The organism is Rathayibacter sp. AY1C4, from assembly GCF_002932195.1.
Lineage (GTDB): Bacteria > Actinomycetota > Actinomycetes > Actinomycetales > Microbacteriaceae > Rathayibacter.
Map to the genome: position 1 here is coordinate 15,193 of NZ_PSWE01000037.1, position 15,224 is coordinate 30,416.

A 15,224-nucleotide genomic window follows, 5' to 3' on the forward strand; every position below is an offset into this window, starting at 1 on the left:
TTGATAGCCGAGGAGGCGCGCTTCGCCGAGATAGTGCGTGGGTGGGCAACGGCCAGCAGGCTGCCCTCCGGGCCGGTGACGACCATCGCGACCGACAGCGCCTTCAGCAGACGGGCGGGGCGGGAGCTTCGCCTGGGTCTCGGAGGGCGGCTCGTTCGGGGCGGAGCACGCCGTGAGCGGATCGAGCTTCCATGCCGAGCTGATCGCCATCGACGAGGCGATCCGCGCGCAGCCGCAATTCAGCCGACTCCGGCTCCTGGTCGACTGCAGGCAGGCTCTCGAGGCCGTCACTCTCGTCCTGGCGCAGCCGCCCGCGCGCCGGGAGCGGACGGATGCGGTCGAACGCAGGCTCGTCTCCATCGCCAACGCGGGTGCGAAACGCGAGGTCGAACTGGAGTGGGTGCGCGGCCACAGCGGTCACCCGCTGAACGACGCCGCCGACCGGATCGCCGTCCTTCTCCGGCGCAGCGAAACCTGGGGGACCGAGAGCGACGTCGCCACAGATCTCGCCGCATCGATCGCGCGAGAGGCCGCCGCGCAATTCTCGCCGCAGGTAAGCGCGGCACGGCCCGTCAACGACCGACGAGAGCGATGAACCGACTGAGCGTCGCCACTCCCGCCGGCGTCGACGGCAGTCCCTCCAGGAGCTCGGGCGAGTAGAGCAGGAAAGAGGCCCACTGAGCGCGCGAGATCGCGACGTTGAGCCGATTCTTCTGGATCAGGAACTCCATGCCACGCGGCACGTCGGTCGCCGAGGAGGCTGCAAGGGTGACGATCGAGACCACCGCCTCCTGGCCCTGGAACCTGTCCACGGTACCGACCCGCACCTCGGGCAGTCCCGCCGCATCGAGTGCCGCCCGCACGGCGTCGACTTGTGCGTTGTAGGGCGTGACGACGATGAAGTCGGTCTGACCGAGGACGGAGTCGCTGCGGACCGCCGCCTCGTCGTGCCAGGAAGCGCCGAGATGCTGCAGCACGAGCTGCACGACGAGTTCGGCCTCCTCGGAGGAAGACGTCGAATTGCCGGTGTGAGTTACGGGCCGTGCGTGCAGCCCCGGTTCTATCCCGGTCAGTGACCGTTCCGCCGTGGAGGGATGGGAGCGCAGCTTCCCGTCGTAGGAGAGAGCGGACACGGGAGCCGCGACAGCAGGATGCATCCGCCGGCTCTCGGAGAGGAAGTAGCCGAGCTCGGGCGGAAGGACATCGTGCCGAGCGCTGATCCAGCCGAGCGCCGACTGATCGACCGGCTCCGGGTGGATGCCCTGGCTCACCTGCGGCAGCTGCTGAGGGTCGCCGAGCAGCAGCAGATTGCGGGCACCGACCGCGGCGGCGACCGTGAAGGCCAGGGAGAACTGTCCCGCCTCGTCGACGACGAGGAGATCAAGACTGCGGCGTGGGATTCTCCGGGTGTTGGCGAAGTCCCAGGCGGTCCCGCCGATGACATGACCGCCAGGGTTCTCTGACGCGAATGGGAGGAAGCCGCTCTTGTCCAGGCTCCGATAGACCTCGCTGTCACCTCCTGAGGCCTTCTTGCCCACTTGACGCCCGGGTACTCCAGCACTGACGACGGCGGTGAGGAGGTTGTCCACCACCTTGTGTGATTGAGCGACGACACCGACCTTCCAGCCGTGCTCGAGAACCAGAGCCGCGATCACCCGCGACCCGAGGTAGGTCTTCCCGGTTCCGGGAGGGCCTTGAACAGCCAGGTAGGAGTCGTCGAGATCGAGGACAGTCGCTGTTACGGCAGCGATCATGTCGCCACGCTCGAGGGCGAGGACAGAGGAACGAGTGCGAGGAGGAACGCGCCGGAGGAGGTCCGTGACGGGGTCCCGTGGCCACCTCGGGTGAAGATCCGCGAGGCTCTGCGCCCATTCCGCGATCGCCGGCTGCTGGTCGAGCGCGGGCGGAGGTTTTGCCGGAGTTAGAGCGAGAGGGAGATCGTCGAACTTGTCGACGAACCGAGGATGCGTTTCCTCGATCTCGACGAACGCGCCGTCGTACGCGGTCACGACTTCGACGGGATGAGCGTGACGTTGGTCTTCACGATCCTTCGGCCCCGAGATTGCCGCGCCGAAGTCGTAGACAGCAAAGGGCTTCACGGTGTCGTGCACGTCGAGGGTGCCCCCGGCCGCAAGCTCTCCATGCAGTTGGAGAAGACGGCGATCTATCCTCTGCCGGTCGCCCCGATGCCAATCACGGATGATGTCCACCCGCTCGGCGCGAAGCACGCCTTTCTGGTCGTCCCATTCGTCGATCGGGTGGCCGAGGCGCCAGAAGTGCTCCCACCAGAAACTCTTCGCCTCTCGGGCGTGGAAGTCGAGTGTCGCCGCAGCGAACGCGATCGCCGTCTGATCGTCGGTGCGATGGGGATCCAATGGGTCCCCTGCCAGAGCGAGCAGTTCTGCGTGCAGGCCCACGTCTGTCTCCTCTCCCTTCGGATCCTCCTCCACGGCGCTCGCACGCGGACCCACACCCGCTTCCTTCGCCAGATCGAGCAGCCACCGGTGCAGTCGCAGCGTCGATACGCAGTCGTATCGGTTGTAGTCGGCGATCGCTCCCTGCTTGGCCTCGCCCTGGGCGATGCGAGTGGCGGTCGCTCCGGGATCGTCGGGATCGGCGCTCTGAATGAGATCCCGTGCAGCCGCATATTCGGCGATGGATGCGGCCGCGTCCGTGACGTCTCCGTCCCGCAGCTCATCGCCCATGTAGAGGGGTTCGAGCTTCTTGATGGAGTAGGACGGCGAGCCGATTCGGATGCCGCGGCGGACGATCGGGTACAGGTCGACGAGGATACCGTCGCGCAGCATCTGGTCGACCTGCTCGACCCCGACCCCGTGACGAGCGGCCAGTGACGCCAGGTGCGTCCGCTCGTAGGACGCGTAGTGGTAGATGTGCATAGCGGGATCACGCCGCTGCCGCTCGGCGACGTCAGCGAGAAAGGCGCGAAGTGCTCCACGCTCCTCGGCGAAGGAGTGCGCCCAGTGCGCAGTGAAGGTCTCGTCTCGGTCGACGTAGCCGAACAGGTAGTCCAGTCCCCATCGGGCCCCTCCGCCCTCGGAGTACAGGGGGTCGCCCTCGAAGTCGAAGTAGATGTCACCGGGGGAGGGCTCGGGCAGGGCGCCGAAGGCGTCGGGGGTGTGCACCTCCACAGGAGGGACGCCACCAGCAGCCGTGGTCTGGAGCAATGCCTGGCTGCGCAGCTTCGCCAGAGTGTCTGTTCCGATCCCGTTCACATCATGGGTCGAGGACGCCAGCTCCTCGATCGTGGTGATGCCGGCACTCCGCAACCGCTCCCGCTGGAGGACCCGGAGCCCCGCGACCAGAAGGACATCGCGGCTCGCCTCTATCTCGTTCGTGCAGTGGGCGCACTGCCCGCAGATCGTGTAGCGCGGGTCGCTCCACTGGACCGGCGTCGACTCGACCAAGTGCTCGCTCACGATCGTCTCGAGCCGCGCTCGACGCCTCCGGTAGACGGGCAGGACGTCCGCGAGCTGGTGAGTGCTCGTCGTTCCGTCGCCCAGCAGAAGGTCGACCGCGTCGTCGACCGGGACTCCGAGCCGCTCGAGCTGGTCCGCGTAAGCGGCCAGCTGGAGGAGCGCCGTCACTTTCGCGGAGCGGGCCAGCTTCGTGTCCTGAACCCGGTAACGGCCGTCGGGGCGCCGGATGATGAAGTCGGCGAAGCCGATGAAGGCCTCATCGGCGAACGTTCCTTGAAAGACCACGTCCGCCTGGTTCGCGAAGGCTCCGCGTGTCACCTCGACCGCTGCGCGGACAGCTGCCGGATCCCGCACATCGGGCTTCGGCACCTCCACGACTCCGCCCCCGAAATCGACTCGGTACTTCCTCAAGGTCCGGTCCTCGTGCTGGTCCCCGAGCGCGGAGGTCCGCTCGTTCATCTCATCCCGCTCAACAGGCAAAGGTTCGAGGTGCCCGATCTTCTCGTCGAGCCGGCGGAGGAACGCGAACTCGCAGGTCGAGGCGCTGCTGAGGTCGCTGGGGCTGAGCACGGCCACGCCGTCGCGAAGGAACACGAATCGTCACTTTCCTCGACATCATCGCCGGCAGGAGGACCGAATTGCTGACGCAACCAGAATAAGCTTTCCAGAGTGTCGTCGGGCGCCACCGAGCTGCGACTCCCGGTCCAGTGATTCGGCGGTCGGCAGGGTTCGATCCTAAGCGCTGACGTACCAAGCCTGAACGTGTCGATCTGCCCGAAGAGTCACGTAGGTGTTGCGCCCGAAGGGACTGGGCTGAATGTAGTGGAGGAAGAGATGCGAACTTCAAAAATGCGGGTCGGCGAAAAATTGAGCATGAGATTCATTCCGAGTGCCACTGTGAAGCCGTTGACATTCGTCGCCGAGACCGACAGTTTGGAGCGTGCAACGACGCTCATGAATCTGAACGACTTCTCCCAGTTGCCTGTCGTTCGCGGGAAAGGCCGCCCGGTCGGGGTGATCAGTTGGCATACAATCGGGCAGACCCTTTTCTCCAACCCGGACGCTTCCTTGAAAGACTGTATGGAGGAAGCTCGGGAAGTGTTGCTCGACAGCGATCTGCTCGACGCGATCCCAATGGTCAATGCCAATGGTTATGTCTTGGTGACGGACTCGAGAGGATTTCTCTCCGGCATCGTGACAAGCGCGGATCTCGGGCAGGCGCTTTCGGATATAGCAAACCCATTCCTCCTCGTAGAGCGATGCGAGATGTCGTTACGAGAAATCGTCGACGAGTTGCTCGACTCGAGGCTTCTCTCTGAGAAGGAGTTGCTTGAGTCCCTTCCGTCATCCGCGTCGAAGGAGTTCAAAGGATCATCGGATCTAACTTTCGGCGAACTTAGTAGAATTGTGACCAGTCCAGTTGCTTGGAAGCATTTCAACGCTCGTGTCGACCGCATAGAGGTTAGTAAATCTCTTGATCGAATAGCGAGGCTCAGGAATATATTGATGCATTTCAGAGAGCGGGACGACGAATTCGGCAGGGCGCAAGTCGAGTTGCCCAGGATGGCGCAGGTACTCTCTTCTCTGTCTTCCTCTATCGCGCGGTGAAGGCAAGGCGCCGAGGAGACTCGGTCGATGGCCCCTCGAGCGGCGCCTTGTCCCGCAGGTTCACGGTGGCGAACCGGACCTCGACCGGTATGGCACGATCAACCCATGCCCGGCTCACTGCACGCCTATGTCGTCGAAGGAACCCGTCTCCGAGTGGATGTGGTCTCGGATCAGGGGGCGACTCTCTCCCTTGCGGGGGAATTCACCGATCTCGAGCCGGTGACGGAGAGCGGTGGCGTTCTCGAGAGCAATCCTGCACTGCGCAGCAACATGTGGGCGTACGCCAAGACCTGGTACCGCGCCCGGATGACGTCCAATGCCGAGGCTCTCGCGCATTCGGATCCGGCCGAGCAGAAGGCAGCTCTCCAGCAGGTGGAGCAGGAGCGGCGGACCGCACAGAAAGTGGCCGAGACGTACGCGAAGACGGCGCAGTGGATCGCGGACGTCGCAGACGACGTCTCGCTGCTGGACGTCCAGCACGGATGGTGCTCGTCGTGCTTCTTCAACACCGAGCACCGGAAGTCGAACCGTCCCGCGGGGCAGCTTCCCGTCTACGTCTGCCAGGGCTGCGGATCCGCGACGCTCCCGTGCGTGGCTGTGGGCTGCGGCAACATGGCGGTGCGCGAGCGCGGCGCTCTGCGCGTCCCCCAGTTCTGCGCCGAGCACAAGCACGAGATCCCGGGCTTCGAGAAGGCCCAGGGGACCTTCGGCGAGCTGCACGACTACGAGGCCTTCCTCGAATACGAGAAGCCCGACCTCGACGCGACCTCCAAGATCATCGTGGGCGGCATCGCTGTCCTCGCGATGGCGGCGCCGGTCGCTCTCCTCGCCGCTCCCGCCATCGGCGGCGCGATCGGCTCGCTCGGCGTCTTCGGCGGATTCACCGGCGCAGCGGCGAGCTCACACGGACTCGCGCTGCTCGGCGGCGGCACCCTCGCAGCGGGCGGGCTCGGCATGGCCGGCGGCACGGCGGTCGTGACGGCCGTCGGAGCGGCGGTGGGAGGTGTCCTCGGGGCATCGGTCGCGAACGCCTACCTGAGCGAGGACAAGTCGTTCCAGATCGAGCTGCTCCGTCCGGGAACGGGCGGCGTCCCCGTGGTCGTCGCTAACGGGTTCCTCACCGACGGTGAGGGAGACCGATGGGGCAAGTGGAAGTCGATCGTCGACTCCCGCTACCCGGACTCGCCCGTCTACCGCGTCCGATGGGGGTCGAAGGAGTTGCGGGATCTGACGGATCTCGCCCTGGGCGCAGCAGGCAAGGGCGTCGCCATGGGGCTGCTCAGAGGAGCGGCGGCGCTCGGGCACAAGGCGGGGGCGAAGCTTCTCGGAGGCGTCGCCGGGCCGGCGATGATCGCCTCGGACCTCGCGAGGAACCCCTGGCACGTCGCGAAGAACCGCGCCGACAAGACCGGCGTGATCATCGGTGATCTCCTTGCACGCACGAACGCGAAGTCGTACGTGCTCATCGGTCACAGTCTGGGAGCGAGGGCGATGGTCGTCGCCGCGCAGTCCATGGGCACGAAGCCCGGAGGGCCGCGGATCCAGGCCGCACATCTCCTCGGCACCGCGATCGGTGCGAAGAGCAACTGGGACTCGTTGACCGCCTCGGTCGACGAAGCGGTCTACGGCTACCACTCCCGCAACGACGCGATCCTCAAGTTCGTCTACCGGACGGCTCAGGCCGGTGAGACGGCAGCTGGTCTGGTGGGCTTCATCCCAGCGTCCAGCAAGTTGCAGAACATCGACGTCTCGGATCGTGTCCAGACGCACTTCGAGTATCAGGACAACGTCGAGCTCCACGACGCCGTCTGAGCGGTGCCGGGCGGGAGGCCGGTGACCTCTCGCCCGCGATCAGTCGATCCGCTGGTCCTTCGTCCATCCGCGCAGGACTCGCCGACGACCGCCGGCTCGGCCGTTCGGCCCTCGAGGGACGAGCGCTGTCCGAGCTAGCGGCCTTCCCCACCCAGCCGCTCACTCATCCCCGCGACCTCCTGCCACGCCCCGGTCGCCCGTTCCTCCGCCGTCGCCTCCCGGAGCAGCCTGGTCAACCGCTCCCGCAGCCGCAGCTCTGCGGCCGTCATCGCGCTCTCGTGCCCCCGCGCGAGGAGGTACGAGTGAGCGTCCGTCGCGAAGGCGGCCAGGGCGTCGAGGAAGATCTCGAGGACGCGGGCGGCCTCGCCGATGCGGGACGGATCGCGGGGCACCGGCAGCATCGGCACGAGCCGCAGCCTCCCCTGCCAGAGGCGCTCGTCGAGCGGATCGGCGAAGAGGGTGAGCGCGGTCGCGAGCGTTCCCGAGGCGGAGGAGGGGAACGCGCGGCGGACGTCGTGGACGATCTCGTGGAAGTGGTCGTCGGTGAGGCCGAAGCCGACGAAGAGCAGGTGCCGGGTCGCGAGGGTGGCCTTCACGATCGAGGAGAGGGCGCGGCGGGAGGAGTCGAAGCCGAGGTAGTCGTCGCGGGTGAGGACGATCGAGGACGGGTCGTCGACGGTGCCGTGGAGCTTGAGCAGCCAGCGCTCGTGGTCGCCCTCGTGGTCGCCGGGGATGACGGCGCGGGGGACGCCCGCGTCCTCGGACGCCGTCTCGAAGAGGCGGTCGTAGTTGAGCGTGATGGCCTGCTCGGAGTCGATCGCGGTGAGGAGCGCCGGAGCGAGACCGTACCGCTCGAGGGATCCGATCTCACGGGCGACGGCCTCGGCGAACCGTCCGGGCTGCTCCTCGTCGAAGAGCGTCGCGAGGTAGGACGCCTGGTCGAGCACGTTCTTCCCGCTGAGGACCGCGGACGTCTCGGAGTCGAGCCCGATCTCGCGGCCGAGCTCCTCGAGCAGTCCGTCCCAGGAGGGGCCGCCGGCGCTGACGCTGGTCCCGGCGCCGAGGAAGGGCACGAGCCGGCGGCGACGGGCGCGCTCGGCGAGGCTCTGCGCCTCCTCGAGGGCCGGAGCCTCCAGCTCGGGCCAGGACGTCGCGGGATCGAGTCGCCGCCTGGACTGGGCGAAGGCGTGGACGTCGGCGCGCAGGGTGACGATCGCGATGTCGACCCGGAACGCCTCGGCGGCCTCCCGCAGCACGCGGAGCTGCTGGGCGAGCACGGCGTCGCGGAGGGGCCCGGACCCGCCGCCCGCCGTCGCGAAGAGCGGCACGGCCAGGAGCGGCAGCGGCCGCCTCGTGCGCCGATCCCTCGTCACCGTCCGCGCGGCGACCTCGACGAAGGCCCGGAGGCGGCGGGCGATATCTGCGAGTCCTTCACTGTCCTCGGCGTCGCGCACGGCGCGATCGGGGACGGCGGTGAGGACGGGAGTGGGCTCGCCGTCGCGCGGCGCGAGCGGCAGTGCCGCCTGTCGGCCGTCCGAGAACTCCGGAGTCAGCGCGGCGCGTGCGCGATCCTCCAGCTGCGGGACCCCGCGCCAGAAGTCGGTGAACGAGAGGAAGCGGTCCGTCGGCAGGAGCCACGCGTCGCAGGCGAAGTGGAGGAGGCTCCCGCGGGTGACGAAGAGATGAGGTCGAGGCACGGCCTCTTCCTATCAGCATCGCTCAGTCGCCCGGGAGGGCTCGTTCTCCGCGTCGAGAAGGAGCCCTCCCGGGCGACTCGGTGCAGACGGCCGGGAGTCACGCGAGCATCCGATGCCGATGTGACGCCGACGTCAGCGCCCCAGCACTCCCGCGTACACCGCCAGGTACTCGTCGACCATCCGGTCCACGGCGAAGCGGCGGCGCGCTGTCTCCCGGACGGACGCGCGGTCAAGGAGTCCGACCCGCTCGACCGCGGCGACCGCCTCCGACAGGGAGCCCACCGCGTACCCGGTGACGCCCTCGTCGATGATCTCGGCCATGGATCCGCGGCGGTACGCGATCACCGGCGTCCCGCACGCCATCGCCTCGACGACGGAGAGGCCGAACGGCTCGTCGAAGCCGATCGGATGCAGGAGCGCGAGCGCCCCGCCGAGCACGAGGGCGCGCTCCTCCGGCCCGACCGAGCCGCGGTAGACGACGCGCGTCCCGTCGACGAGCGGCTCGACCTCCTCGCGCCAGTAGCGCTCGTCCTGCACGATGCCGCAGATGAGGAGGCGGCGCCCGGCCGCGGCGGCGATCCGGACCGCCTCCGCCGTGCCCTTGTCGGGGTGGATCCGGCCGAGGATCACGAGGTCCTCGCCTCCGGATCCGGCGGGGAAGCCGTCCACGTCGATCCCGTGGTGCACCGTCGCCGCGTAGTCGAGCTCGGGGGAGCGGCCGCTGTCCGAGATCGACACCAGGTGCTCGGTGCGCGGGTGCCGCAGCGCCTCGCGGTAGGCGGGCAGGATCTCGGGCCCGGAGAAGCCGTGCACCGTCGTCACCAGGAATACGGCCGCGGCGGCGTCGACGTCGACGCAGCGGCGGATCAGGAGGCCGGCGCCGCGAGTGGCGTCCTCGCGGCCGTGCCCGGCGGGGAGGACCTACTCGAGGAGGAAGGCGCGCCCGTTGATCAGCAGCGTGTCGCCGTCGGTCGCGGCGAGAACGCCGAACTCGTCGACGGAGCGGGTGGAGTCCCCGGCGGTGTCCGAGGTCGCGGCGACAGCGGGAGTGGCTGCGGCGGCGGTGAGGAGGAGCCCGCAGGCGAGTGCGGTGATCACGGTCGTGCGGTTCATCGGCGTCGTCCTTGGCGTCGTGGTGGGCCGCTTCTCGTGGAGGCGGCGGGAACTGGTTCCGAGCCTAGGGCGCTGAGCCCGTCAACGCCCTGGGTCGTTCCTTGGGTTCAGCTATGAAGTACCGTGCAGCCATGCCCTGGGGACGCCTCTACTTCGCCGTGCAGGCGCTCGGCGGAGCGGCCTGGTGGGTCGCCGTGGCGCTCGTCCCCGCGGTGCGGATCGCGACGCTCGGCAGCCTCGATCCCGTCCCTGTCGCGGCACTCGACCTCCCGCTGTTCGTCGGCGCCTCCGCTCTCGCCGCCGCCGGCATCCGCTGGGCGGCCGTCACCGCGACGGCCTGGACGCTCCTCGTCGCGGTCGCGCTGACCGTCTGGGCCACCCTGACGGGGGAGGCGGGCTGGGGCGTCGTCGCGATGCTCACCGCGGCGGGCGGCTCCGTCGTCGCGGCGTGCCTGCTCCTGCTCGGCAGGGTGCCCACGCGCTGGATCGCCTCCGGTCCCCTCTCCTTCCGGGTCGCGACCGCGGGCCGCCGACCCGGATCGCACCTCGCCGCGACCCTCGGGCAGATCGCGGTGTTCTGGGGAGGCGCGCTGGTCGTCGTCCCGCTGGTGATCGCCGCGCTGGAGGAGCGCTGGGGCGTGAGCCTCGGAGCGGCACCGCCCGCGGTCGTCGGCGTCGGCGTCCTGCTGCTGGTCGCGGCGAGCGCGCTCGGGATCTGGTCGGGGCTCACGATGTCGATCCTCGGCGACGGCACGCCGCTGCCCATCGCGATGACCAATCGGCTGGTGATCGCCGGCCCCTACCGCTGGGTCCGCAACCCGATGGCGGTCGCCGGCATCGTGCAGGGAGCGGCGGTCGGGCTGCTGCTCTCGTCGTGGCTGGTCGTGCTGTACGCGCTCCTCGGCGCCGTCGTCTGGAACCAGGCCGTGCGCCCGCTGGAGGAGGCGGATCTCGCCGCCCGCTTCGGCGCCGACTTCGAGCGCTACCGCTCGCGCGTCCGCTGCTGGGTGCCCCGCCGCCCGGAGCCGCTGCCGCGCCGGGGGTAGCCGCTGCCGCGACGCGGTCGTCGAGGCGTCCCGCTCCCGCCGGGACGCCGCCGCCAGGCCGGCGTCTCGCCGACGAGGGCGGTGTCTCGAGGTGACGGACGCGCCTCTCGCGACGGCTCCGCGCCTCGCCCGCCGACCCCGTCACTCCGCGGTGCGCCCGCGCCCCACCACCGCGGCGACCAGCCCCGCCGAGACCGCGGCCAGCGCGACCAGCACCCCGCCCACGCCGAGCGTCCCCGCCACGAGCGGAGTCGCGAGCGCCAGCGCGACACCGGGGAGCGCCAGGCGCGCGGGCATCGGCTGGTGCTCGCCGAGCGGCGCGTGCACGGCCCACAGGGTCAGGACGAAGGCCGCGACCGGGACCGCGACGGCCGCGCCGATCACGGTGTCGGACGCCTCAAGGTGGCCCGCGGTCGCAGCGACGGCCGCCTCCAGCCCGGACCCCAGCGCTGCGAGGGCCGCGAACGCCGCGAAGTGCGCGTAGCCCCAGCGGTAGGAGAGGGCGCGCCGCCGCTCCAGCAGCTCGCCGGAGGGATGCGAGAACGACAGCCACCACAGCGCGAACACGATCACCAGCCCGCAGGCCGCGACCAGCACGAGCGAGGTGCTGACGCCCGCCTCCGTCACCGCCCGCTGCACGCCCATCACCGCCGCGAGGACGCCCTCGCCGAGCAGGATGATCGTGAACAGCCCGTACCGCTCGGCGACGTGGTGCGGATGCCAGTTCGCGTCGCCCGCCCGCTGCGCCCAGAGGGGCACCGCCAGCTCGCAGGCGACCAGGAGCAGGAAGCTCACCACCCCGACCTCCTCGGGCAGGAGCAGCCGCAGCAGCCAGCCGACCTGCACGATCGAGAAGCCGACGGCGTTGCGCACGGCGGAGGTGCGGTGCTCCGGAGTGGACACGGCGACGCGGATCCACTGGCTCACCAGCGCGAACCGCATGATCGCGTAGCCGATGGTGATCGCCCGGTAGTCGCCCTCCTCGAAGCCGGCCGGGACGCCGGCCGCGAGCACGAGGACGCCGCCCATCTGGGCGAGGGTCAGCAGCCGGTAGGGCACGTCGTCGGTGTCGTAGCCGGAGGCGAACCAGGTGAAGTTCATCCACGCCCACCAGATCGCGAAGAACACCATGCCGAAGGGGAGGAGCCCCTCGGCGAGGTGCCCCTCCTCGGTCGCGTGGGCGAGCTGCTGGGCGATCTGCGCGATCGCGACGACGAAGGTCAGGTCGACGAGCAGCTCGAGCGGACTCGAGACGCGGTGCGCCTCGTCGATCGCGCGCGGCTGCATCCGCACGCGGAGGGGGTGCGCGGGGGAGGCGGGCATGCGCTCATCCTGCACCCGGAGGGCTTCTGCGCGAGTGCCGCGCCCGCCTCCCGCGGCCCTCGGCGCGCGCCCTCGCACCGACTGTCCAGAAGTCGTCGCACTCGAGCGCGAGTGCGACGACCATCGGACACTCGCGGGCGGCCGGACCTCGCCAGGTCGGGCGCAGCCGACACCGCGATCACGCAGAAGTCGCGGTACTCGCGCTCCCGTACGGCCACTTCCGAGTTCTCGCGCGCCCCGGGCGACACCCGGCGGCCCCGCGCCCGCGCCCCGCGCCGGCCCGCGCAGGGCCCCCGCCTACGATGGGTCGGGATGTCCCCCGAATCCGCGCTCGCCGCCCCGACCCGCGCGTCCCCGGGCGCCCGGCGGTCGCGGCGCGGGCCGCTCCTCGGGCTCGCCCTGGTCGCCGTCCTCGTGGCGACGCGCCTGCTCGCCCCGGACGCGGCGGGAGACGCCCTCTCGGACGCGGTGCGCGACTTCCTCACCCTCTCGATCAGCGTCGTCATCGAGTCGCTGCCGTTCGTGTTCCTCGGCATCGTCCTCTCGATCGCGGTGCAGCTGTGGGTGCCCGAGGCCGTGCTGCTGAGGATCCTGCCGAAGCGGGCGCTCCCGCGGCGCCTCGTGATCTCGCTGCTCGGTGTGCTCCTCCCGGTCTGCGAGTGCGGCAACGTGCCGCTCGCGCGCGGGCTGATCGTCAAGGGCCTCTCGGTGTCGGAGTCGATGACGTTCCTCCTCGCCGCGCCGATCGTGAATCCGATCACCATCGTCACGACCTACCAGGCCTTCGGCTGGGCCGACGGGATCCTCGTCTGGCGCATCGTCGGCGGCTTCGCGATCGCGAACCTCGTCGGCTGGATCTTCAGCCGCCACTCCGAGCCGATGAGCCTGCTCACCGACCGCTTCCGCGCGGCCTGCGAGGCGGGCGAGCGGCCCTCCCGCTCCCTCCGCGACCGCTCCCGGCGCAGCGTGCTGCTGTTCGCCGAGGAGACCGGGGCGATGATGCCGGCGCTGTTCGTCGGCGCCGCCATCGCGGGGCTGATCCAGGTCGGCGTCTCGCGCGACGTGCTGACCACTCTCGGCGGCGACCCGCTCTGGTCGGTGCTGGCGCTGATGGTGCTCGCCTTCGTCATCTCGATCTGCTCGAACGTCGACGCGTTCTTCGTGCTCTCGTTCGGCTCCACGTTCCTGCCGGGAGGCATCATCGCGTTCCTCGTCTTCGGCCCGATGATCGACGTCAAGATGCTCGCGCTGCTCCGCACCACGTTCTCGGCCGCGACGCTGGTGCGCGTCACCGTGCTGGTCGCCCTCGCCGCGGCCGTGCTGGGACTGGCGGTGAACTATGCGCTCTGAGCGCCTCCTCGCCCGCTGGAAGGGCGTCGTCCTCAGCCTGATCGGCGTCGTCTCGACTTTGTGGCTCGCGGCGACCGGCCGACTCGGCCTCTACATCCACCCCCGCTACTTCGAGTTCTCGGTGGTGCTCGCGGTGATCGCAGGAGTGCTGCTGATCGCGGCGTTCGCGGTCGTGCCGGGCGCCGAGGAGGACGCCCACGAGCACGAGGACGACGTCGAGCACCTCCACGCCCCCGTGCCCGCCCGCCCCTCGCGCCGGGTGGTCGCGGTCGCGGCCGGAGTCGCGGTGATCGCCTCCGCCGCCGTCGCCCTGCTCGTGCTCCCGCCGGCCGCCCTCACCGCCTCGACCGCGACGCAGCGCGAGGTCAACACCAGCGCCGTCGACGCCTCCGTGACCGCTGCGGCGCCCACCGGCGACACGGCCTCGTTCAGCGTGCGCGACTGGGCGACCCTGCTGCGTCAGGGCGCGAGCGAGCAGTTCCTCGCCGGCCGCACGGCGACGGTGAGCGGATTCGTGACCCCCGACGCCTCCGACCCCGAGAACGTCTTCTACATCGCCCGCTTCGTCGTCACCTGCTGCGCGGTGGACGCGCAGCCGGTGGGCGTGCCGGTCTACCAGGCCGGCTGGGCCGACACCTGGTCGGAGGGGCAGTGGCTGGAGGCGAGCGGCGGCTTCGGCGCGAACCCGAGCGTCACCAGCCCCGAGGCGGTCGTGCTGGAGCCGGAGGCGCTCACTCCGATCGACGAGCCGGCGATGCCGTATGTCTACTGAGCGCGGCGCGACTCCCGAGCGCGGCGCGTCTCCCGGCGGCGGCACGTCGGCGCAGAGCGGGCGACGGTCCGGAGGCGGCGCGCGGCGGGCTCCCGGCCTCTACTCCGCAGGGGCCTCCCGCTTCCCCCGCCTGTTCTGGGCGGTCGTCGCGGTGCTCGTCCTCGCGGTCGGAGGCCTGACCGCCGCCACCGTCGCGAAGGGGCCCCGGGTCGCCTCCCTCGAGGTCAGCACCGACGGCGTGGTCGAGCGCGACGGCTCCCGCGCCCGCCTGCACCTCGACCAGGCGCTCGAGCCCGACGCGCTCGACCGCGTCCGCGTCGCTCCGGACGCCCCGCACACCACCGAGCTCGACGGCGGCGTGCTCACCGTCACCTTCACCGACACCCTCCGCTACGCCACCCGCTACGAGATCGGGATCGACGACGCCCGCAGCACCGCGACCGGCTCGGCCGCCGACGTCTCCGCCTCCTTCACCACGAAGGACCCCGACCTCTTCACCCTCGACCGCACCGCCGACGACCCCTCGCAGCCCGACGCCGTCCGCGTCCGCCCGCTCTCCGGAGGCGACGCCCGGGTCCTCGTCACGGCCGACCGGATCCAGGATTACGCCGTCGTCGGCCCGGTGCTGGTCGTCGTGACCATCGAGCCGGACGACACGAACCTCCTCCGCACGGTCACGCTCGACACCGGCTCCGAGGGCGTCATCCCGCTCCCCGGCCCCGGGACTGTGCGCGAGCTGCACTCCTCGCCCGAGAAGGGCGTGCTCGGCTGGACCTTCACCGGGCAGGCGCCGTCGGGCCCGCTCGACCGCGCCCTCTACTCCTACGACCTCACCGACCAGAAGGCCGAGGCGGTCCCCGTGGTCGGGATCGACGGCGGGCCGCTGCGGGCGCGCGACTGGATGTTCGTGCCCGGCACCACCTCCGTCGTCACCCACTCGCTCGACGACACGGTGCTCCTGCTCGACCTGCTGACGCCCGGCTCGATCAGCCCGCTCGGGCAGCACGCGGAGCTGCGCGGATTCGTGCCCGGCGCGAACCGGCTCGTGGTCGCCGATCCGGAGTCG

Annotated in this window: 12 protein-coding genes; 7 read left to right on the forward strand and 5 right to left on the reverse strand. The window is 70.2% G+C overall.

Annotated features, from left to right (window positions below; genetic code table 11):
* Window positions 1-172: 172 nt before the first annotated feature.
* Window positions 173-595: a ribonuclease HI gene (locus tag C5C99_RS14950; protein WP_104340317.1), complete on the forward strand. Its 423-nt coding sequence runs from the start codon at window positions 173-175 to the stop codon at window positions 593-595.
* On the opposite strand, the gene C5C99_RS14955 is transcribed toward C5C99_RS14950, so the two are convergent.
* The gene (locus C5C99_RS14955) at window positions 573-4,031 is read right to left on the reverse strand and encodes a bifunctional RecB family nuclease/DEAD/DEAH box helicase (RefSeq protein WP_104340318.1); all 3,459 of its coding nucleotides are present in this window, start codon (window positions 4,029-4,031) and stop codon (window positions 573-575) included. The two genes, C5C99_RS14950 and C5C99_RS14955, sit on opposite strands and share 23 nt — an antisense overlap.
* Window positions 4,032-4,199: 168 nt before the next feature.
* On the opposite strand from C5C99_RS14955, the gene C5C99_RS14960 reads away from it, so the two are divergent.
* Together C5C99_RS14960 and C5C99_RS14965 are read left to right on the forward strand one after the other, a co-directional pair.
* Window positions 4,200-5,045: an HPP family protein gene (locus C5C99_RS14960; RefSeq protein ID WP_146085529.1), complete on the forward strand. Its 846-nt coding sequence runs from the start codon at window positions 4,200-4,202 to the stop codon at window positions 5,043-5,045.
* A 105-nt stretch (window positions 5,046-5,150) separates the two neighbouring features.
* The gene (locus C5C99_RS14965) at window positions 5,151-6,857 is read left to right on the forward strand and encodes a DUF726 domain-containing protein (RefSeq protein ID WP_219813638.1); all 1,707 of its coding nucleotides are present in this window, start codon (window positions 5,151-5,153) and stop codon (window positions 6,855-6,857) included.
* Between the two features lie 134 nt (window positions 6,858-6,991).
* On the opposite strand, the gene C5C99_RS14970 is transcribed toward C5C99_RS14965, so the two are convergent.
* The 3 genes from C5C99_RS14970 to C5C99_RS14980 all read right to left on the reverse strand — a co-directional run bounded on the left by C5C99_RS14970 (window position 6,992) and on the right by C5C99_RS14980 (window position 9,667).
* Window positions 6,992-8,554, reverse strand: a complete 1,563-nt coding sequence (locus C5C99_RS14970) for an SIR2 family protein (RefSeq protein WP_104340321.1) — start codon at window positions 8,552-8,554, stop codon at window positions 6,992-6,994.
* A gap of 132 nt (window positions 8,555-8,686) precedes the next feature.
* Entirely contained in the window at window positions 8,687-9,376 is a 690-nt protein-coding gene (locus C5C99_RS14975; protein WP_258063714.1) for a glycosyltransferase, read from the reverse strand.
* A 99-nt stretch (window positions 9,377-9,475) separates the two neighbouring features.
* Complete coding sequence (locus C5C99_RS14980; protein WP_104223384.1) at window positions 9,476-9,667, reverse strand: hypothetical protein; 192 nt, start codon at window positions 9,665-9,667, stop codon at window positions 9,476-9,478.
* A 131-nt stretch (window positions 9,668-9,798) separates the two neighbouring features.
* Here C5C99_RS14980 and C5C99_RS14985 point away from each other — a divergent pair, with 131 nt between their 5' ends.
* Window positions 9,799-10,713 (forward strand): methyltransferase, encoded by a 915-nt coding sequence (locus C5C99_RS14985; RefSeq protein WP_104223383.1) that lies wholly within the window; start codon window positions 9,799-9,801, stop codon window positions 10,711-10,713.
* A 141-nt stretch (window positions 10,714-10,854) separates the two neighbouring features.
* Here C5C99_RS14985 and C5C99_RS14990 read toward each other — a convergent pair whose 3' ends face one another.
* The gene (locus C5C99_RS14990) at window positions 10,855-12,036 is read right to left on the reverse strand and encodes a low temperature requirement protein A (RefSeq protein ID WP_219813639.1); all 1,182 of its coding nucleotides are present in this window, start codon (window positions 12,034-12,036) and stop codon (window positions 10,855-10,857) included.
* A gap of 312 nt (window positions 12,037-12,348) precedes the next feature.
* Between C5C99_RS14990 and C5C99_RS14995 the strand changes: the two genes are divergently transcribed.
* The 3 genes from C5C99_RS14995 to C5C99_RS15005 all read left to right on the forward strand — a co-directional run.
* Window positions 12,349-13,386 (forward strand): permease, encoded by a 1,038-nt coding sequence (locus C5C99_RS14995; protein ID WP_104223382.1) that lies wholly within the window; start codon window positions 12,349-12,351, stop codon window positions 13,384-13,386.
* Window positions 13,376-14,158, forward strand: a complete 783-nt coding sequence (locus C5C99_RS15000) for a TIGR03943 family putative permease subunit (RefSeq protein ID WP_104340323.1) — start codon at window positions 13,376-13,378, stop codon at window positions 14,156-14,158. The genes C5C99_RS14995 and C5C99_RS15000 overlap by 11 nt, the downstream gene beginning before the upstream one ends.
* Window positions 14,148-15,224 (forward strand): hypothetical protein (locus C5C99_RS15005; RefSeq protein ID WP_146085530.1); only part of this gene is annotated, 1,077 nt, incomplete at its 3' end. The genes C5C99_RS15000 and C5C99_RS15005, both read left to right, overlap by 11 nt.

Coding starts and splice junctions, on each gene's coding strand:
- C5C99_RS14965 (WP_219813638.1), top strand. CDS start 5,151: ATGCCCGGCTCACTGCACGCCTATGTCGTCGAAGGAACCCGTCTCCGA.
- C5C99_RS14980 (WP_104223384.1), bottom strand. CDS start 9,667: ATGAACCGCACGACCGTGATCACCGCACTCGCCTGCGGGCTCCTCCTC.
- C5C99_RS14985 (WP_104223383.1), top strand. CDS start 9,799: ATGCCCTGGGGACGCCTCTACTTCGCCGTGCAGGCGCTCGGCGGAGCG.
- C5C99_RS14990 (WP_219813639.1), bottom strand. CDS start 12,036: ATGCCCGCCTCCCCCGCGCACCCCCTCCGCGTGCGGATGCAGCCGCGC.
- C5C99_RS14995 (WP_104223382.1), top strand. CDS start 12,349: ATGTCCCCCGAATCCGCGCTCGCCGCCCCGACCCGCGCGTCCCCGGGC.
- C5C99_RS15000 (WP_104340323.1), top strand. CDS start 13,376: ATGCGCTCTGAGCGCCTCCTCGCCCGCTGGAAGGGCGTCGTCCTCAGC.